The 19,750-nt window shown below is 59.8% G+C and carries 15 protein-coding genes; all 15 read right to left on the bottom strand.

The annotated features are described in order from the left end of the window. Nucleotides 1-58: 58 nt before the first annotated feature. Nucleotides 59-880 (bottom strand): sulfite exporter TauE/SafE family protein, encoded by an 822-nt coding sequence (locus AC2CHD_RS01210; RefSeq protein WP_484552303.1) that lies wholly within the window; start codon nt 878-880, stop codon nt 59-61. Nucleotides 881-965: 85 nt separating this feature from the next. Then, entirely contained in the window at nt 966-1,982 is a 1,017-nt protein-coding gene (gene dusA, locus AC2CHD_RS01205; RefSeq protein WP_484552302.1) for a tRNA dihydrouridine(20/20a) synthase DusA, read from the bottom strand. Nucleotides 1,983-2,333: 351 nt separating this feature from the next. Next, the gene (locus AC2CHD_RS01200) at nt 2,334-3,755 is read right to left on the bottom strand and encodes a sulfatase family protein (protein ID WP_484552301.1); all 1,422 of its coding nucleotides are present in this window, start codon (nt 3,753-3,755) and stop codon (nt 2,334-2,336) included. A 2-nt stretch (nt 3,756-3,757) separates the two neighbouring features. After that, nucleotides 3,758-4,678, bottom strand: coding sequence for a carbohydrate kinase family protein (locus tag AC2CHD_RS01195; RefSeq protein WP_484552300.1), 921 nt, complete (start codon nt 4,676-4,678; stop codon nt 3,758-3,760). Continuing rightward, nucleotides 4,675-5,706, bottom strand: coding sequence for an ABC transporter ATP-binding protein (locus tag AC2CHD_RS01190; RefSeq protein WP_484552299.1), 1,032 nt, complete (start codon nt 5,704-5,706; stop codon nt 4,675-4,677). Before AC2CHD_RS01190 ends, AC2CHD_RS01195 begins: the two co-directional genes overlap by 4 nt. A gap of 3 nt (nt 5,707-5,709) precedes the next feature. After that, the gene (locus AC2CHD_RS01185) at nt 5,710-6,543 is read right to left on the bottom strand and encodes a carbohydrate ABC transporter permease (protein ID WP_484552298.1); all 834 of its coding nucleotides are present in this window, start codon (nt 6,541-6,543) and stop codon (nt 5,710-5,712) included. After that, complete coding sequence (locus tag AC2CHD_RS01180) at nt 6,540-7,415, bottom strand: carbohydrate ABC transporter permease (protein WP_322340546.1); 876 nt, start codon at nt 7,413-7,415, stop codon at nt 6,540-6,542. Before AC2CHD_RS01180 ends, AC2CHD_RS01185 begins: the two co-directional genes overlap by 4 nt. A 143-nt stretch (nt 7,416-7,558) precedes the next feature. Beyond that, nucleotides 7,559-8,824, bottom strand: a complete 1,266-nt coding sequence (locus AC2CHD_RS01175; RefSeq protein WP_229446988.1) for an ABC transporter substrate-binding protein — start codon at nt 8,822-8,824, stop codon at nt 7,559-7,561. Between the two features lie 79 nt (nt 8,825-8,903). After that, on the bottom strand, nt 8,904-10,445 hold the full coding sequence (locus tag AC2CHD_RS01170) for a hypothetical protein (protein WP_484552297.1): 1,542 nt from the start codon (nt 10,443-10,445) through the stop codon (nt 8,904-8,906). A 17-nt stretch (nt 10,446-10,462) separates the two neighbouring features. Next, nucleotides 10,463-11,725, bottom strand: coding sequence for a Gfo/Idh/MocA family protein (locus tag AC2CHD_RS01165; protein ID WP_484552296.1), 1,263 nt, complete (start codon nt 11,723-11,725; stop codon nt 10,463-10,465). 75 nt (nt 11,726-11,800) lie between these two features. After that, on the bottom strand, nt 11,801-12,862 hold the full coding sequence (locus AC2CHD_RS01160) for a hypothetical protein (protein ID WP_484552295.1): 1,062 nt from the start codon (nt 12,860-12,862) through the stop codon (nt 11,801-11,803). Between the two features lie 87 nt (nt 12,863-12,949). Further along, complete coding sequence (locus tag AC2CHD_RS01155; protein WP_484553182.1) at nt 12,950-14,179, bottom strand: NAD(P)/FAD-dependent oxidoreductase; 1,230 nt, start codon at nt 14,177-14,179, stop codon at nt 12,950-12,952. Between the two features lie 173 nt (nt 14,180-14,352). Next, nucleotides 14,353-16,005: an OFA family MFS transporter gene (locus AC2CHD_RS01150; protein WP_484552294.1), complete on the bottom strand. Its 1,653-nt coding sequence runs from the start codon at nt 16,003-16,005 to the stop codon at nt 14,353-14,355. A gap of 265 nt (nt 16,006-16,270) precedes the next feature. Then, on the bottom strand, nt 16,271-18,289 hold the full coding sequence (locus AC2CHD_RS01145; protein WP_484552293.1) for a sensor histidine kinase: 2,019 nt from the start codon (nt 18,287-18,289) through the stop codon (nt 16,271-16,273). Continuing rightward, nucleotides 18,282-19,682, bottom strand: coding sequence for a sigma-54-dependent transcriptional regulator (locus tag AC2CHD_RS01140; protein ID WP_484552292.1), 1,401 nt, complete (start codon nt 19,680-19,682; stop codon nt 18,282-18,284). Before AC2CHD_RS01140 ends, AC2CHD_RS01145 begins: the two co-directional genes overlap by 8 nt. Nucleotides 19,683-19,750: the final 68 nt, after the last annotated feature.

Raw genomic sequence — 19,750 nt, 5'->3', positions numbered from 1 at the left:
TCAGGCATTGCAGCCACCGATCAAGCGAAACATTGAGATCAAGGAGTGGCGGCCCAGCCTAAAGCAGACTCCAGCCAAACCGGGCGGCCACGATGATCATGAAAATGCCGAACGCCGTTTCGAGTTTTCTCTTGTCGAGCGCATGGGCGATCCGCACCCCCAGCGGCGCCACAAGGAGCGTGATCGGTATGATGAGCAGGACGGCAATCCAGTTCACATAGCCGGTGGAGGCCACCGGCAGCAGCGGTTCTCCCCATCCCGCCCAGACATAGCCGAACAGGCCCGGGATCGAGATCAACACGCCCACACCCGAGGACGTCGCAACCGCCTGGTGCATGGGTCGGTCGAAAAGCGTCATGAACGTGTTGTTCAAAACACCGCCGCCAATGCCCATCAGGGTCGATAGAAATCCGATCAATGTGCCGACAAGCGAGCGGATGGGATTTGCCGGCAGCTCAGTTCCCAGACGCCAGGTCTGCCGGTTCAAGAGCAACCGGACTCCCACCAGAAACGCGATGACTGCGAAGATCGCCCGTAGCCCGCCACTTGAGACATAGGCCGCAACGAGGGTCGCCAGAACGACACCGACAGGAACAGCAACAACGAAGCTGCGCAAAAGATCCATGTCCACCGCACCCCTCAGATAATGCGCGCGGAAGGAACGCAGGGAGGTCGGCACGATGATGGCGAGCGAGGTGCCGACGGACAGGTGCATGCGTACTGCCTCGTCCACGCCGACAAGCCCGAACACCTGATAGAAGACGGGCACGAGGATTGCCCCGCCCCCTATGCCGAAAAGACCAGCCAGAACCCCTGCCACCACGCCTGCTGCTGCTAGCGCAGCGGCAAACATGGCGATTTCGCCCATAGGCAGGTTCATGATGTCCCCCTCTCAAACCCGAAGCAGCGTCGCCTAGCTAGCGCTCACGCCGCACAAATGCAATTTCCGTCTGCGAGGATCAGCCTCACGCCGCGTCGCGTTTTGTGGCGAGATCGACCGCTGCGAATGCCTCGCGCAGGACTTCGCTTCCCGCACCCGGTCTCGTGGCCTTGCTGGAGAGGATCTGCCGATAGCGCCGCGCACCGTCGAATCCATGAAACAGGCCGATCATGTGCCGCGTCACATGCGACAGCCGCCCCCCTTGACTGATGTGCCTGTCGGCATACTCGGCCATCGTTTCGATCAGTCCGTGAAAATCCACCGGCTCGGGCGTATCGCCATCCAGGAAAGCGTCAACTCCTGCCAGGAGCGCCGGATTCTGATAGGCAGCCCGTCCCAACATCACCCCATCCACATGCTCCAGGTGACGGCGCGCCTCTTCGAGGCTGAGGATACCGCCATTGATGCCGATAAAGCGATCCGGGTTGGCCTGTTTGAGACGATAGACGCGATCATAGTCGAGCGGCGGGATTTCACGGTTTTCCTTGGGGCTCAGTCCCTGCAGCCAGGCCTTTCGGGCATGCACCCAAAGCGCATCCGCGCCCGCCGTCCAGGCAGCCTCGGCAAGCGCATCAAGCGCTGTTTCCGTGTCCTGATCGTCCACCCCGATCCGGCATTTGATCGTCACCGGAACCGACACCCGCGCCTTCATTGCCGCAACGCCTGTGGCAACCACCTCCGGTGTCTTCATCAGGCAGGCGCCGAAGGTGCCTGACTGGACCCGGTCCGAGGGGCATCCCACATTCAGATTGATCTCGTCATATCCATAGCCGGCGCCGATCTCGGCAGCCTGTGCAAGTTTCTCCGGATCAGAGCCGCCAAGCTGCAGCGCGACCGGGTGCTCGCTTTGATCAAAACCAAGCAGCCGCGCGCGATCGCCATGAATGGCTGCATCGACCACGATCATTTCGGTATAGAGAAGCGCCTTGCCCGTGAGCTGCCGGTGGAAATAGCGGCAATGCCGATCCGTCCAGTCGATCATCGGGGCGACAGCGAAAACTCGCCCTTTACCCGAATGTGATTTTCTTTCGTATTCCAACACTTACACCGTGTTCTTCTCAATCATATTTGATGTCTCGGCCCTCGGATTTATGCGTGAAAACCGACGCTTGCAGCTTCTCACTCAAATCCAGATGACGACTGAAACGGTCACACCGGAGCTGGGGCCGGCCTTAACCAGCGTCAAGCCGCAGATGCCCATGAAGCACCAAAGCGTTGGCACGGTGGTTCTCGTGGCTCACCTAGCACGAGACAAAAGTTTTTGACAGTCGGCGCCTGCCAACACGAGCTTACGGGCTGTTAAACCCCGACCGATCGGCTGTTCAGGCGGAAACTGCGTGCATGTTGCGATGCCAAGGCCCGGTCGGGAAAGCTGCTGCAAACGCTCTTCCAGTCAGGAGCCACCACGCCCGTCAGTCTTGGGATGATGGATGTCGAAATCGAACCTGTCAGGCAGGACAAGGCCTTGTTCGAGGTGGTGCGACACCGCACGAACGGACACACCGTCGCGGTAAAGCCACGGGTCGGCGGTTTCTCGCTGCCAGTGTTCCATTCGCGTACGAAGCTCGGCCAGCAACACCTCGTGATCCGGCTCGTCCGCAAGATTGCGAACCTCATCGGGATCAGCCTCGAGATCGTAGAGCTCTTCCGGCGGTCGGCGTATATAGCTCTCCAGCGATCTCCCCCCGATCATGACCGGTGCGCGGTTGCGCATACCCTCCCAGGAGAGCGAGCCATAGAGATCACCGGAAAAGGGGAAGTCCAGTTTCCAGGCGACATTGCGATGATATTTGTAGCGTGGGGTCCGCAGGAAGCGCGTCGGCCAGTAATTGGTGATCTCATGGAAGGTGTGCGAACCGAACACGATCTGCCAGTCCGGCAGGAGCGCTGTTTCTTCCAGAATGGGCAGCACCGAGCGGCCACGGCGCGCACCCTCCCCACCCTGCCAGCCCGCCCAGTCCAGAAAGGTCGGCAGCACATCGGCGAAGGACACGAGGTTTGGATTGACCGCCCCGCCCAGGCGACCAGGAACGCGCATGATCAGCGGCAGATGAACGCCCGCGTCGTATAAGGTCGTTTTGGAATTCAGAAACGGGGCACCATTGTCGCTCAGAAAACAAACGAGCGTGTCATCGGCAAGACCCGCCGCCTTTAGAGCTGCAAGCACGCGTCCCACCCCCTGATCGAGCCTGTGCACCGAGCCGTAATAGGCCGATAATTCCCGGCGAACCTCTTCGATATCCGGCAGGAAAGGTGGCACCGTGACCTTCTCCGGCGCGTATTGCCGCCGCTCGACGTCCGGATCGAGTTCCTCCTCATTGCCAAAACCGCCGCGGGTCATGTCGCGGTGCGGGTCAACAAACCCGATCGTCAGGAAAAAGGGCCGGTTCTCGCGCTTGGCCCGCTGGAAAAACGCCTCTGACTGGTGGGCCACCCATCCGATGTTTCGGGTCGCGCTCTCTTCGCGCACCGACCAGGGATAAACGTGTGGCGGCCCCACGTGGATTTTGCCAATGATGCCCGTCAGATGGCCGACCCGGTTGAAGAGAGCCGGCGCCGTTTCGACATGATCGAAGGTCATGAAATGGTGATTGTCATGATGCAGGCCATACTGGCCGTTCTCATGGGTATGAAGGCCCGTATAAATCACTGAACGGCTGGCACTGCAGGATGCCGTCGACGTGAAAGCCATGTCAAAACGTGTTCCGGCGGCTGCCAGCGCATCGATGTGCGGGGTATCGACGGCCTTTTCACCGTAGCAACCAAGCATGCGACCGAGGTCGTCGGCGATGAGGAGGAGGACATTCCGCGCCATGGTCACGCCGCAGGTGCCAGTGGAGAAGATGAGCGGGGAAACTCCGAAATCACCCGGCCGGCCACATCAATGCCGCAGGCAAGCGCTGAGCGAATGGAAGCGCCACCCGCGACGGCATGCAAATAACCTGCATTGAATGCGTCCCCTGCTCCGACCGTGTCGAAGACGGAAAGGTCACGCGCTCCACATTCTGTGACCGCCCCATCGCACAGACAAAGCGCGCCTTCCGCCCCACGCTTGACGATGAGCCGGGTTGCTGGTCGCAACCGCGCTTTGAACCAGGGCAATGCCTGCGTCAGCGTCTCCGCGGCGGCGAGGCCGATGGTTTCTTTCTCATTGAGAAGGATATGATCGGAATGTTCGAGCCATTCCTTGGCCTGGTTGCGTGCCTCTGGGGTCCACCCCTCCCCGGGCCAGCCGGGATCGATCGCGGTTTCCGCCCCCCGGCCCTTTAGAGATCGAAGCAATGCGCCGTGGTCGGGCAACAATGCGGGCATGGTGAAGGCACCACTGACCAGCGCCAGAGCGGTTGATACATCCACATTCTCTGTCACCCGCTCAAAGAACGGCAGGTCGAGATGGTCCAGATGGCCGTTGGTGGAAAAGAAGGTGCGTTCCGCCCCGGCATGCAAGATGCCCACGGAAATGCTGGTGCGCGCAGGCAGTGCCCTCACGCTGTCGAGCGGACCATCGAACTGCTGTGCGATCATCTGACCTGCAGGATCACTGCCGACTGCGGAGAGAAACCCACAAGGGTGTTGCAATCGCTTAAGGGCCAGCGCGGTGTTGGCGGCCGATCCCCCGGTTCGAAAATCCGATTGAGGCAAAAAGATTTCCGTCCCCGGCTCCGGCCATTCGTCGATGCAGCCCGTAACGAGATCGAGATTGGCGTTGCCGATGACAAATATCGTACGCGCGCTCATTCCTGTTCCCCTTGCACCAGTTGCCGGTCGATTGGCTTGCCGTCTTCGTTGAAGAGATGAATGCTGCCTGCCCGCGGCGTGAGAAAGACCGTGTCGCCAGCCTGAAAGCCGTGATTGCCGACCGCTCTGGCGTTGATCATGCCCGACTCTTCAGTGGCGACGTGGATGAAGGTGTCGCTGCCAAGCTTCTCCACCAGTACGACAGTCCCCTTCCATCGGCCCTCGGTGTGTGAGACATCCAGATGCTCCGGACGAACGCCAAATGCGTGGGCGCCGGCAGCAATCGGTTCATCTCCTTCTATGAAATTCATTCTCGGCGAGCCTATGAACCCGGCGACGAACCGGCTGGCGGGATTTTCATAAAGCTCGAGTGGCGTTCCAACCTGTTCCACCCGCCCGGCATTGAGAACCACAATGCGGTCCGCCAGCGTCATCGCCTCGACCTGATCATGGGTGACGTACACCATCGTCGTGCCGGCGAGACGCTCGTGCAGACGTGCGATTTCGATGCGCGTATCGACCCGCAGAGCGGCGTCGAGATTCGACAATGGCTCGTCAAACAGAAACACTTTCGGCTGACGGGTGATTGCCCGGCCGATCGCGACGCGCTGGCGTTGCCCGCCGGATAGCTGCTTGGGCTTGCGGTCAAGATATTGCTCGATCTGAAGCATGCTCGCCGCTTCCCGCACACGGCGGTCGATTTCCGGTTTGGAAAGCCGCGCCTGCTCCAGACCGAACGCCATGTTGTCGTAAACGTTCATGTGCGGATAGAGCGCATAGGACTGGAAGACCATAGAGATACCGCGCTTGGCCGGCACCACGGAATTCACACACGTCCCATCGATGAAGAGCTCGCCCCTGGTGATGTCTTCCAGACCGGCGATCAGGCGCAAAAGGGTGGATTTGCCACAGCCGGAGGGGCCAACGAATACGATGAATTCGCCTTTTTCCAGGGACAGATTGATATCGTGTAGCACTTCAACACTGCCGAAGGACTTTTCAACCGATCTGAGTTCGACAGAAGCCATGGTTTACCCCTTGACCGCCCCGGCGGTGAGGCCGGAAACGATCTTTCGCTGAAAAATGAGAACGAGCACCACAAGCGGCAGGGTGACGATGACCGATGCCGCCATGATGTTGCCCCAGGGAATTTCGAATTCACTGAGGCCGGAGATGAGTGCGATGGCGACCGGGACGGTGCGCTGGGAATCGGTCGAGAGGAATGTGAGCGCGAACAAGAATTCGTTCCACGCGTGGATGAAGGCCAGCAAGCCGGTGGTGACCATGGCAGGCCACATGAGCGGCAGGAAAATCCGCCAGATGATGGTGAATGAGGACGCTCCGTCGACGATGGCCGCCTCCTCGATCTCCACCGGCATCTTGCGCATGAAAGTGGTAAGCACCCAGACCGTGAATGGAAGCGTGAAGATCATGTAGGAGAAAACGAGCGACCAGAGCGAGTTGAACAGACCAAGGGCCCGGATCACCTCGAACAGACCCGAAAGAACCGCGATTTGCGGAAACATGGAAACCGAGAGGATGGTCAAAAGCAGCAGGCCGCGACCGCGGAAACGGATACGGCTCAGCGCATAAGCGGCAGTGACGGCCAGAAAAAGAGAGATGAACACCACGACCGTTGCGACGAAAACGGAGTTCAGGATCTGCTTTCCGAAGACGCCATCTGAAATCATGCTCCAGTAGTTCGTCAGCGAAGCCGCCTCTGGCAGATAGTTGACCTCAAAAATCGATTGTCCCGATTCCAGCGAAGTGAGGATCGCGTAATAGAACGGAAACACCGCCTGCAGGACGATCACGCCCACCAGCCCATAGAATGCGGCTGTCTTTATCCATCCGGACCAGGTCATCGCTCGTCAGCCTCCACATTCATGCGCGTCGCCCAGATGAAGCTGATGGTCAGAAGGGCAATGATGAGAAAAAGCAGCGTCGAAGCGGCCGATCCGTAAGCGAACTTGTCAAAGTCGAACAGATTATCGCGCGCAAAGACCGACATGGTGCGCGTGCGCTCATTGTTTGGCGTCAACACATAGATGATGTCGAAGACGCGCAGTGCGTCGAGCGCGCGAAAAACGATGGCGACCAGGACGGCGGGCATGATGAGCGGCCAGGTAACGCGGAGGAACAGCCTTACAGGACCGACGCCGTCCAGGCGCGCGGCCTCATAGATGTCGCCAGGCACCATCTGCAACCCGGCAAGAATGAGCAACGCCATGAATGGCGTGGTCTTCCAGACATCCACGATGAGAACGGCGAGCATGGCCGTGTCAGGCGATGCCGTCCAGGCAATCGGCTCGGCGATGATGTGCAGGCGGAGCAGCATATCGTTCAGGATGCCGAACTGATCATGCATCATCCACGCCCACATTTTCGCCGAAACGATGGTTGGGATTGCCCAGGGGATGAGAACCGCGGCGCGGACGAGGCTTCGCCCGCGAAATTCGCGATTGAGAACCAGTGCGATCACCAGCCCGAAAACGGTTTCGAAGAAAACGGAAATGATGGTGAAGCGCAGTGTATTCCACACGGCGCGCCACCAGTCGGCATCCACCAGGAGACCGAAATACTCGCCTTCCCCGTCACCATAGTCCAGATACTCGAGATAATTGCGGAACCCGACCCATTGCGCCTGCCCGATAAGGTCGATCGATGCATCGGTGAAACCGAAATAGATCGTGCGGATAAGCGGATAGGCCGCAACGGACGCCAGTACGAGCAGCATCGGCGTGAGAAACAGCCAGGCCGAAAGAATCCGTTGCCTGGAAAGCGTTGATATGCCGGCATTGCTCGCCACGTGTTCCGATCCTCCATTTCGGAAACCGCGCTACGCCAGCCCAAGCGGAATGGCGCAGCGCGGATTGCTTCTTACCAGGCAGAACCGCGCAGGCGGTTGAGCCGGGCTTCCAGCTTGCGCAGGTTCTGCTCAGCTGATCCGTCGCCGGACAACGTGTTGTGAACCGCCGTCCAGAACTCCGAAGACACTTCGTTGTATTTGCGCTTGGTTGCAGCCGACGGGCGCGGCAGAGCGTTGTCGACGACCGGTTTCCACAGCGGGATGAACTCCTGTGCTTCGCCCACTTCTGCATCGGCATAGACCGCGTTAAGCGTTGGCGGCCGCGAGGTGATGATCGCACGTTCTTTCTGATTGTCGTAATTGTTCAGGAAGCGCACCAGCTCGATGGCTTCCTCGGGATGCTTTGAATATTTGGAGACCCCCAGATGCCAGCCACCAAGGGTGGCAGCCGACTTCTCACCTTCTGCGCCAACCGGCAACGTGGTCACCGCAAAGCTGTCCTTGACAGGTGAGTCATCGCCGGCAGCCAGTGCATATGCATAGTTCCAGTTGCGCATGAACACGGCATTGCCGGATTGGAACAGGCCACGGGCATCTTCTTCCTTGTAATTCAGCACGCCCTCGGGCGCGATGCTGCCAATCCACGATTTGGCAAGTTCGAGTGCCTCGACCGCCTTGGGGTTGTTGATCCCGATGGATCCGTCTGTTTCGACAATCCGGCCACCGCCAAAGCTGGCGATCCACTCTTGCGCGTTGCAGGTCAGCCCTTCATAGGCCGCGCCCTGAAACACGAAACCCCACATGTCCGAATTCCCAGCCTCGCGCTCGGCTTCCATGATGCGCTTGGCGGTTTCGGTCATCTGCTGCCAGGTTTTTGGCACCGGTTCGTTGTACTTTTCCAAAAGGTCTTTGCGATAGTAAAGCGCGGGAGCGCCCAGGAACATGGGCAATGCAACCAGCTTGTCACCCACGGTCTGCGATTCCACCGCGGCTGGAACGAAATCCCCGATGATGTCCTTGGTGTGCTCGGTGAGGTCGACAAAATGCTCGGCGATCTGCGGCGCACCAATGACGTCGATACGATAGACATCGATATCGCTCGACTGTGCAGCAAGCCAGAGTTTGTATTGGCCAAATTGATCAGTGGTGGATTCGGGCATTGATACAATGTTGACCGTGTGGCCAGTTTGCTCCTCGAAACGGTCGAGTTCTGCGCGCAGGACCTCATTGTCCTTGCCGATGGCGCCGTGAACGATGTTGAGCTCAGCGGCGCTGGCCGAATAGACCATCAGCGAACTGCCGATGATGGCTGTCGCCAGTGCTTTTAGTGGCTGCATGACATTTCTCCCTTGGTTTGTTCCCAGCTTGCTTTCTTGTTTGCCGGCATCTCCCTGCCGGCTGGGCGAAACAGCGTTCTCATGAAGGACTCACCTGACGACAGAACACAGGCGAGGTCCAAGCCATCTGCCCATTCGTTTGGCTAAGCCGCACATAGACGTTTTCGCCATTCCTGAATTCGCCCAGCCCGACGCTACCCTGCCATTGCCATTCGTGCGGGCGCGGTAGAGCGTGAAAACGATAGGCAGGGCTGTCGATCGGGCCGAGATTGCCACTAAGGGCTCCCTCCGCCAGGCGCTTGACCGGGACCACGATTTCCTGATCGTCGAGCCTTGCCCTGATCCTGCCCTTGCGGGCTGTTCGGATGTGCAGCGCCATGCCCTGCGTGGCCGGTGTTACATTGTTCGGGTTGGCTTCGGCGGTCACTTCGAAACGAACCTTGTCGCCTGCAATGCTGATGGACGGCATGGGATGCTCCGCATCCTCTCCCTCCAGCGGCGAAACGATCTCAGCGCCGCGGAACCGCGGTTCGACCCTGAGTATCTCGCCGTCTTCGAGAGCGATCTCGCCAAGCCAACGATGTGAAGTCCCGCGCGCGCCCCAGCCAAGCTCCAGGTGAAGCATGGTCTCGATAAATCCATCGCTTTCAGGCGTAATGGGGGCCGGCGAAAGCGAGGGCGTGATCCTGTGCCAGATCCTGCCATTGCGCATGATGTCGATGGCGTCGATTGCTCCACCACCCACGGCTTCAATGATGAGTTCGGCGTCGGCTTGAGGGGGAATTATACCCCCTTGTATCGCATCGCCCACGACAGTCAGGAGATGAATATTGTCGCCTGTCAGCGCATTGGTCTGGCGTTCTCGCATCGCCGACCATATGGCCGCGCGATCACGTCCACGCGCATAAAGCCCCATGCGACCATGGCCATAGGAACCTGGAAAACCACTGTGGTGATCAGTGTTGCCCACAATGCCGAAGACGTGGCCTGCCGCCAACCCCGCTTCCATGGTCGAACACCCGTCCACCGGCCCCATGGAATGAAGATACCCACGCGCGGATTCTGATGTTTCGGCGCAACCATGCATCGAGAACATCTCCACGAACGGCGAAAGCGATGGCTCGAAGGCCTCCCAGTCAATTCCTCTGGCCCCGTGCCGATATCCGATGTGGTGCGGAAACGAGAGAGCCCTTGAGCCTTTTGCACGATGAAGATTTTCCCGCAATTCGGCCGGGCTCTCGGCAAACTGCATATCGGATGGCTCGAGATCCGCATAGACGATGGTCTGATCGCCATAGGCGCAGGAGTGAATCTCATAGCCAGGGAATACGCTGAAATTGCCCTCATCATCGTAGTGCTGCAGGGTCTTGAAGTGCGCGGGCCAGTTTTTTCGCAGCCGGGCAAAACCTTTTACGTGGAAGTCGACAATGTGAGCCACTTCCGGAACGTCGATCGGCATGTCGGGCCAGGCGGCATGGCCCGTGACCGAGACGAAATCGAGCTGTAGTCGCGCTCTCGCAAGCGCATCCTCGAGACGTCCGTGGCCATATGACATGGCACAATGATTATGGATATCCCCATAGAGCGGCACCACACCCAGCGAGGTAGCCAACGGCATCATATGGTTGGGCAGGTGTTTCACAGGGCGGCCTCAAGGGTCTCGGGGTCGATGGGCTGCCCATGGCGGCGGAGCGATTTCTGTGCGGCCAGAACCATGCGCAGGGACGCCACGCCCTCGGCAACACCCACGGGAGGGGCTTCTCCACCGTAGAAACGGCGGAGGGTGCGAACGAGCTGGAGATCCGCGCCGAAATGCGTGGATCCGCGTTCCGGGTCCTTGAAACCGATCGTTTCGCGGCGGTGGCCATAATCGGCCACGAGGTCGATCTCTCCTGAATGCCGCTCCATGCGCAGGCGACCGGAGGAACCTACAATCTCCAATGTCTCCTGATCTTCTGCCCAGGGGCCGAAGATCGCAAAGAACAGGCAGGCGGTCATGCCATTGGCGTAGCGAACGCTGATGACGGCATGGTCATCAATGTCGGAGCCCGGCAGATAAACGCAATTGTCGTTTCGATGCTCGACCCTGCGGGCACGGGTCCAGCTCGGATTGGCAACCTGGCCAACCCCCTCGAACCGGTCGACGAGCGTTTCATGTCTGCGATAGGGGCACTCCCGCTCGCACTCGCTGCAACGCTCCGGCGCATCCGGATCGGGTTTGAAAATCCCACTTCGCCCGCCCACGGCGGAGACAGAGAGAGCGGGTGCGCCTGCTATCCAGTTCAAAACGTCGAAATGATGGGACCCCTTGTCGTTCAATGCACCGCCGGAGCGCGCATTGTCGCGGTGCCAGAGCTGAAGATAGCGCGTATAGGGTATGACGGACCGCAGAAGGATCATTTGCGGATCGCCGATCGCGCCTTCATGCGCAAGGCGCGCGGCTTCAATCCAGGGCCGTTCATAGCGGCGGGTAAAACCCATCATTACAGGCGCGCCAGACTGCGTTTCTGCCGCCTTTATGGCAAGTGCATCGTCAAGCGTCACCGAGATCGGTTTGTCGAGATAGACCCGCTTTCCGGCGGCAATCGCCGCCTCAACCGGTTTGCGATGCGCATCGGTGTGCGTGGTCACCAGCACCAGTTCGACCGATGCGGAGCCGACGGCATCGTCCAAAACGTCAAAGACCCTGACCCGGTGGTCGATGCGGCGATCTGCATAGATAGCGTTGAGATGCTCTGCAGCAAACTGCGCCCGATCGGGCAATGTGTCGTACACACCTACGATCCGGAACCCGGTCTCGGCAGCGATCTCGGCCATGCGTGTTCCGACGAAGTAGACACCCCGCTCCCCCGCACCGATGATCGACACCCCGACCGTGTTTTGCGGCCTACCCAAATCCATGCCTTCTCTCGCTCCTCCAGATTGCGAGAGAAATCTATTTGAGTATAATTGTCGCTACAATATAACTTATACCCATCAATCGAGCTTAATGATGCTGCCGTGCGGCTTGTAGCTGATCTCCAGATAATGGGTTTCGGGCTCCCTATCCCGAAACGCAACACGGTCTGCAAGAAGCGTCTCGAACAACGCGAATTTTTCGGCGTTACTGTTGCCAACGACATCGAAGCGGTTCAGGTGCTCCGAAGCGAAATCGGTGCTTCCGAGCATCACGACGCTCAGGTTCTCATGAACGGCCGGTCCGAGTTCGTGAATGGCCCGCTCCAGCATAAATCCCTCCGTCACGCCCCAGACGATCAGCGCGGTGAAAGGCAGGCTACCATCCGGTTTCTGCTGTCGCGCGAGAGCTTCCTGGATATCTGCGACACTGTATCCGCCGGGCAACTTGTCGATCTCGATCAACCATTCCGGTCGCGAGGATGGCAAAGACTTGCTCAGCAGCAGATATTCCCGCCGCGCCATGGCAATCTGTCGTGCCTTGTGAGCCGAGGTGAGAAACGCGATACGCTCATGCCCCTTATCGCGCAGGACCCCGAATGCAACGGACAGCGCCTCGCGCCAGTTGGTCCCGACCGCGTCAGCGTCGATGCCAGTTGCGGAAACACCATCAATGACAATGCTCTTCACATGTTTTCGCAGTGCAGCGAGAAACTCTATGGAAAGCACCTCGAAGTGGAGCTGTAAGAGACACGTCTTGAACTTGCCGATCTTGCCCAGAACCGAGAGGGCCTGCTCCTCGGTCGAATACCCGATCTGCAGAACGCTGATACCGCGTTGCTTCAACCGCTGCTCGACCTCTTGCAGAACGTTGCGGGCAATCCGGCTGTCGGAAACCCGATAGAGGACCAGAAGATCTCCTTCCCACGCCTCCTGCTCATCCTGTTCATAAGGATCACAAACAACGATGCCGGCTCCGGGGCGAGCCCGGATTCTTCCCTCGGCCAGATAGGGTTGCAAAGCACGCTCCACGGTGCGTTGAGCCGTGGAAAAGCGCCGCATCATCTCACGAACCGTTGGCAGGTGATCTCCCGGAGCAGCCCCGGAGATCCGGGCGTCAAGCCATTCCGTCAGGGATCTCAATTTGGAGGCCGTGGATTTCTGCATCGCTTGAGTATAAATTCAAAATGAACTCACTTCAATCAAGCGCCGACCTATTTCCTCTTCGCGTCAACGTGCAGCCGTCGCCATGGCCGCCTTCAAGGCGGCGAGGCCTTCATGCACCAGCGCGACGGGAGGGGAAAACCCTGCGGCCAGCATCCGCCGTGCCATCATGTGTTCGCCCGGACGATTGACGGTTTCGACAGCCACAAGCCGCTCGCCGGAATAGAGATATACCGCGAACGCGCCGCTCGCAGGGTCGCCGGTCATGACCTCCCCGTCGACATTGAAGGAAAGTCCCGCCATCTGCAGCTTACGCTCACCCTGATCAGACCAGAACCAGGGCACCGCATCGTAGGTGGCGTCCTTGCCCAGCATCGATTTTGCAGCGACACGCGCCTGATCGGTGGCATTCTGGACCGATTCAAGGCGCAATCTCCGTCCGGTACCGCTCTGCGGGAAGGAAACGCAATCGCCGATCGCATAGATGTCCGCCGCAGTGGTGCGACAGGCGACATCCACATGAACACCGTTGTCGCAGACAAGACCAGCAGACTGGGCCAGGGAGGTGTCTGGCAGTGCTCCAATTCCCACCAACACCAGATCAGCGGGAAGCACGTGGCCGGACGATGTCGTCACACCAGTTAAATGGCCGCGCTCACCATCAAACCGCTCGATACCGGTATTGGTCATGAGCCTTACGCCGAGGCTCTCGTGATAAGCATGCATATGCTCTGCAACGGATCTGCTTACAGCGCGGCCGAGGATGCGATCAGCCGCTTCGATGACCGTTACGCTCATTCCGGCCACGGCAGCAGTGGCGGCCACCTCAAGTCCGATAAAGCCGCCACCGATCACGACGACGTTCTGTGCTTTCGCCAATGCATCGCGCAGACGACGAGCATCCGCGCAGTCTCGGAGATAAAAAATACCCTTGAGCTCGGAGCCCGGGACCGACAGCCGGCGGGGCTGCGCCCCTGTGGCAAGCAGGAGCTTGCTCCATTCAACTTGGTTGCCGTCGTCGAACCTCAATGTGCGGGCAACCGGGTCGATGGCCGTCGCCCGAACACCGCGAAGCAATTCGATATTGTTTGTTTCATAGAACGCCTGCGCCCTCAGGATCTGCGGCTCCGCATCGGCGGCTTTCAGGAATGCCTTCGAGAGCGGCGGTTTATGATAGGGAAGTTCTGGATCTTTCGAGACAAGCGTTAGCCGCCCCTCAAACCCTTCCTCGCGCAGGCTCGAAGCAGCCTGAACGCCCGCGTGGCCTGCACCGATGATGATGATATGCCCGTCCAGTGTCCGTCTCCCGCTTCGAGCCACCCCAGAATGCCAAGCTCGACATAGTGGGCGTTGGCCTCTTGAGCAAGGTGGAACCGAAGATGCCGCCGCTCTCCCTTCATGGCCTGGTTCAAGCGATTTTTGCCCTCCGGCGGGGCTCACACCGGAGGGCAGCGCTGCAACAACCCTGCTTAGAACAGGGCCGCGGTCTTCTGCAGCGTGATCCAGACACCCCACAAAATGGGAATGCCGACGACGGCCCAGGCGGCCAGCGCCTTGCCATCGAAACCGCCCTTGCCGATGCCGAAAGAGCCGGTGGGGCCGGCATCGGCCGCGGCAGACTTTGCCTGAAGCCTGGCGACCTCTTCTTCCGACATGTACCACTTCTCCGAAAGCGGCTTGACCAGCATGTTGCAGACCAGACCGAGAAGCAGCATGCCGGCAAGGATATACATGGTGAAGTCATAGACCTGCTCACGCGGGATGCCTGCATTGAGCTGGGCCTCGCGAATGTAATTCACCACCACCGGGCCAATGATGCCGGCCGTCGCCCACGCCGTCAGAAGACGACCGTGAATGGCGCCGACGAACTGGGTGCCGAATATGTCGGCCAGATAGGCCGGCACCGTGGCAAAGCCACCGCCATACATGGACAGAATGATCCCGAACATCAGAACGAAGAGCACCTGGCTGCCCATATGGGCTGCAGAAGGGGCCAGCGCATAAAGCACGATGCCAATCAGAAAGAAGGCGTAATAGGTGTTCTTGCGGCCGATCTTGTCCGACAGCGAGGCCCAGAAGAAGCGTCCACCGATGTTGAACAATGAAAGAAGACCGGCAAAGCCCGCGGCAATTGCGGCAATGGCAGACTTCTGTGACGCATCCAGCTCGTTGAATGTCAGCTCCGGCATGCCGAGCAGACGCCCGCCAAAAATCTCCTGAAGCATGGGCGAGGCCATACCGATCACGCCGATGCCTGCCGACACATTGAGTGTAAGCACGGCCCAGATCAGCCAGAACTGCTTGGTTTTGTGGGCATCGCGCAGATGGACGTGCCGCGATGTGATCATCGATTTTGCGCTCTTTTCCGGCGGTGTCCAACCCTCCGGGCGCCAGCCCGCAGGCGGAATGCGATAGCCGAACGCGCCGCCCATCATGAAGACGAAATAGATGGCTGCCATGATCAGGAAGGTCTGCCAGACACCTACCGAATGGGCGGTCTTGAACGTGTTCATGAGCATGTCGGCCAGGGGCGCGCCGATCATGGCGCCACCGCCAAAGCCCATGATTGCCATGCCTGTCGCCATGCCGCGCCGGTCCGGAAACCATTTGATCAGGGTCGAGACCGGCGAGATATAGCCAAGTCCAAGGCCGATGCCGCCGATCACGCCGGCGCCCAGCCACATCAGCCAGAGCTGGTGAAACATCACGCCGATGGCGGCCACGGCGATGCCGCCGCACCAGCAGAAGGCTGCAACCACGCCCGCCTTGCGCGGGCCCGCTCGTTCCAGCCAGCCGCCCCAGATCGCCGCGGCAGACCCGAGCAGAACGAAAAACAACGTGTAGATCCAGCCCAGATCCGAAACGCGCCAGTCACAACTCGTCGTGAACAGTGCGCTGATGAGCGTCATGTCCTCGCACACCACACGCTCAGAAATGCCGATGGCCTGCGTCAGCGGAAGCCAGAACACGCTGAAACCATAGGCCATGCCGATGCACAGATGAATCGCGAGAGCAGCCGGTGGCACCAGCCATCGGTTGAAGCCCGGCTGGGCGATGATCCGCTCCCTGTCGAGAATGCCGCCTTCGGGGGCACCGGATAATGTTTCACTTGCTGCGGACATAAGTCTCCTCCTCCCGCCGGGTCACCCGGCAGCCGTCCTGCTGGTTAAACATGTGATGATCCCGATTGATGCGGCCTGCCGCCCTCCGCAACAGGCGCGCCCGGGTCGGGACCCGGATGTCGATAGCGTCCTCCTCTTACCTCGACGTGAGATAAGCAACGCTCGTGCCAGCAAGCACGCTTTAATGATTTCATGGACTTATCGGATGCGCGATCGCCGCAATGGACAATTTGTCCAAATCATCAGGACAAATTGTCCGGCGCGATCACCGGGCTTCGGGCAGCCAGATCGTGAAGCAGGTTCCCTTGCCGGGTCGGCTTTCCACCGAGATTTTGCCGCCCTGGCGGCTTACCAGCGTCTGGCTGATCGACAGGCCAAGACCGGTTCCTTCGCGCCGCTTTGTGGTGAAGAACGGATCAAAGATCTTCTCCAGCATTTCGGGCGTCATGCCGACGCCGGTGTCGGTGACCTCGATGGCGAGCCCCTGCCCGGCCTCCATATCCTCATCCCGGGTGACGATTGAAAGCGTCCCTCCGTCGGGCATGGCGTGAATGGCGTTCACGATGAGATTTACGAGCACCTGCTGAAGTTCCGTGCGGTTCATCAATACGAGCCGGGTGGCCAGATGGTGCTGGTTAACGGTGATTTCCGCCTTGTTAAGCAGGTGTTGAACGAGGGGCAGCGTATCCGCGATCACGTCTTTAGCGGCGTGCCGTTCCAGAAAACCTGCATATTCCTCCGGCTTTGCGAACTGGAGCAGCTTGGTTACGATCTGGCTGATGCGGTGCACCTGCTCGTCCAGCAGGCGGAATTCGGTTTGCGCCTCGTCGGCTCGCTCCCCCATCACCTGACGCACCACTTCAAGGTTGCCCTGTATCACGGCAATCGGATTGTTGATTTCATGCGCGACGCCGGCGGTGATCTCGCCAATGGCCGCGAGTTTTTCCGACATGATGAGCTGCCGGGTTGTGGCCTCCAGCTGCCGGTTTGCGAGGCGCAGTTCGCGTGTGCGCTCCTCGACGCGCGCGTTCAGCTCCTCGTTCCAGGCGCGCAACTGCCTGTCACGCTCCTGCAATTGCTCCAGAAGCAGATCGAGATGCTGCGCCACCCGACCGATTTCATCATCGACGCCGCGTATGCCCGTGCGCGCGCCCAGATCCCCGCCCTCCACCTCGGAGATCGTGCCCGCCATGCGCTCCAGCGGCTTGAAGATCGAGCGTGCCCAGCGCAGGAACAATGGAACGCTCAGCGCCGTGATCGCCAGAAACGCGGCAGCGATGGTGAGGAGCGTTGTGTATTTGGCTTGTGTGAAGGGGGCTTCCAGAAAACCGACATAAAGCATGCCAACCCGCTTGCCGAAACTGTCGGTGATCGGCTCATAAGCGGAGATGTACCAGTCATTGACGACGAAGGCGCTGTCGAGCCAGACGCGCCCCTCGCCAAGCACCGCCGAGCGCACTATGCTCGAAACGCGCGTGCCGAGCGCCCTGCGCCCCTCAAAGAGCCGAACATTGGTGCTGATGCGGACATCGTCGAGGAAGAGTGTCGCGGTTCCCTGGCTGCCCTCCGGCAGGCTCGCCTCGCGATAGACGAGATCGTTGATCGTGTCGATGAACTCGAGGTTCCGGTTGAGGAGGTTGCCGCCAACAAGGGCGGCGGGGCGTTCTCCGGGAAGGCGAACCGGCGTTGCGGAGTGAACCACCATGCCGCGCGTTTCCGCAGCCCTCTCCGTCGGCACGGCGTTGGCTGTGGGCACCAGTTCCAGCCGGGCGCGCGTGGCAAGGGCCGGCGCGATCGCGGCCAGTTCTTCTCCGGAGAAAATGTCGATCCCGGTGGAAGCCTCCCCTTCAAGGGCCTTTCCGATGATCGGCCAGTCCGAGCGCGGTTCGTTTGCAAGTCTTGGAGCGGATGTGACAACCTTCCCGTCTGCCGGTATGAGATACAAAAAATCGAGATCGAGCGCGCGGCGGTGCTCTTCGAGGAGCGCTTCCAGTCCGTCGCCACCGTCTTCCACGATATCGCGAAACCGCGCTGAGTCTCCCAGCGCCGTAATCCGCTCTCCCGTGTTTTCCAGAAGCCGCGCGAAATATTGATGCGCGATGGTCAGATCGCCGTTGACCTTGGAGATCAGCGCGGCATCGAACTTCGCATTCCACCGATAGACTGCCATGCCTAGAAGCAAAGGCAGGATCACAAGTGTCGGCAAAAGCGCGATCACGAGGAGGCGAAAGCGGACCGAACGTCCCTGCCCTCCGCGCCGGGCCGGTTCTAATCGGTCAGACATTCCAGGCCGCGCACTTGCGGTCGATTGTCTTGCGGGAAATGCCAAGTTCACGCGCTGCCGCTTCCCGGTCACCGCCCAGCCTGTTCAGCACCGCCAGGATGTGTCGACGCTCGATCTCGGCGAGGCTCTCTCCCCCCTCGGCGCTTTCAGGCCTAGCGCGCGCGCCTCCACCGAAATCGTCAGGGAAACGGCCGAGGATCAGCGTGCGCTCGATCAGATTGCGCAATTCGCGCACATTGCCCGGCCAGCCATAGGCTGCAAGGGCAGCCCGTGCCTGTGCCCCGATGGGCACTTTGGGCATGCCAAGCTGTTGCGAAAGCTTGGCCATGAAGAGAGCGGCAAGTTCCTGCACATCCTCACCACGATCCCTGAGCGGGGGAAGATGGATCTGCATCACATTGATCCGAAAGAAAAGATCGGCGCGAAACTGGCCGGCCTCGACCAGTTTTTCGAGTTCGGCGTTCGTTGCAAAGACAAAACGCAGATCGACGGGAATTTCACGCTCCGACCCTACGGGCCGGATGCGCCGATCCTCCAGCACGCGCAGCAGCTTGCTCTGTGTGGCAAGCGGCAACTCCCCGATCTCGTCGAGAAACAGGGTTCCCCCCTGCGCATGCATGAAAAGCCCTTCGCGCGCCGCCTCCGCCCCGGTGAACGCGCCCTTGAGATGGCCAAACAATTCCGTCTCGATCATGTCGGGCGGGATGGCCGCGCAATTGACCGGCACGAAGGGCTTGTCGGCCCGTTCCGACAAGGAATGGAGAGAACGCGCCGCAACCTCCTTGCCCGTGCCGGACTGGCCCGTCAGAAGGACCGAGGTCGGAAGCGGCGCAACGCGCGCAATCGTGTCGCGCACATCGCTGATGGCTCTCGAGCCACCGATCAGCTTGTCGCGCAGCAGAACGTGGTCGGAGGTCGATTTCAACTCATAGCGCAGCACATAGTTTTCGCGCTGAAGCCGCATCTGGTCGAGGCAGCGCGCCACCGCGTTCAAAAGCTGGTTGGAGCGGAAGGGCTTCAGGATGAAATCCACCGCACCGGCACGCAGTGCCTGTATGGCGGTCTCCAGATCCGCATAGGCCGTCATCAGAATGGCATTGGAGAAAAAGCCAATGGCGCGCTGCTCTGCGAGCCAATCCACGCCATTCTTGCCCGGCATGATGTTGTCGAGGATCACCACGTCATAATGGTTCGCATCGAGCTTGCGCGATGCCTCTTCGGTGTCAGCGGCCTCGTCAAGCCGCATGCAGCGTGGGCCAAGGGTGCGTGAAAGAAAATTTCTCATGCCCGGCTCATCGTCGATGACGAGGATGGAGGCCTGCGCCAGCCATGGGCCGAATTCCGGATCCGCCGCCATGTTGCGCGGTGCTCTTGCCGCCTGTCCGCTCGCCATATCCTGCCGGTCCCCCTCCCCAAATCCCCTCGAATTTGAGCTGCATGATTAGCCAAGCTTTCGTGGAA

The organism is Nitratireductor sp. ATLC21 (assembly GCF_057196525.1).
The sequence above is the reverse complement of the archived record's forward strand: the minus strand, read 5'-3'. Positions and strand labels throughout refer to the sequence as shown.

Coding starts and splice junctions, on each gene's coding strand:
- AC2CHD_RS01140 (WP_484552292.1), bottom strand. CDS start 19,682: ATGGCGAGCGGACAGGCGGCAAGAGCACCGCGCAACATGGCGGCGGAT.
- AC2CHD_RS01180 (WP_322340546.1), bottom strand. CDS start 7,415: ATGCTGCTCGTACTGGCGTCCGTTGCGGCCTATCCGCTTATCCGCACG.
- AC2CHD_RS01175 (WP_229446988.1), bottom strand. CDS start 8,824: ATGCAGCCACTAAAAGCACTGGCGACAGCCATCATCGGCAGTTCGCTG.
- AC2CHD_RS01150 (WP_484552294.1), bottom strand. CDS start 16,005: ATGTCCGCAGCAAGTGAAACATTATCCGGTGCCCCCGAAGGCGGCATT.
- AC2CHD_RS01195 (WP_484552300.1), bottom strand. CDS start 4,678: ATGAGCGCGCGTACGATATTTGTCATCGGCAACGCCAATCTCGATCTC.
- AC2CHD_RS01210 (WP_484552303.1), bottom strand. CDS start 880: ATGAACCTGCCTATGGGCGAAATCGCCATGTTTGCCGCTGCGCTAGCA.
- AC2CHD_RS01190 (WP_484552299.1), bottom strand. CDS start 5,706: ATGGCTTCTGTCGAACTCAGATCGGTTGAAAAGTCCTTCGGCAGTGTT.
- AC2CHD_RS01145 (WP_484552293.1), bottom strand. CDS start 18,289: ATGTCTGACCGATTAGAACCGGCCCGGCGCGGAGGGCAGGGACGTTCG.
- AC2CHD_RS01185 (WP_484552298.1), bottom strand. CDS start 6,543: ATGACCTGGTCCGGATGGATAAAGACAGCCGCATTCTATGGGCTGGTG.
- AC2CHD_RS01200 (WP_484552301.1), bottom strand. CDS start 3,755: ATGGCGCGGAATGTCCTCCTCCTCATCGCCGACGACCTCGGTCGCATG.
- AC2CHD_RS01170 (WP_484552297.1), bottom strand. CDS start 10,445: ATGATGCCGTTGGCTACCTCGCTGGGTGTGGTGCCGCTCTATGGGGAT.
- AC2CHD_RS01165 (WP_484552296.1), bottom strand. CDS start 11,725: ATGGATTTGGGTAGGCCGCAAAACACGGTCGGGGTGTCGATCATCGGT.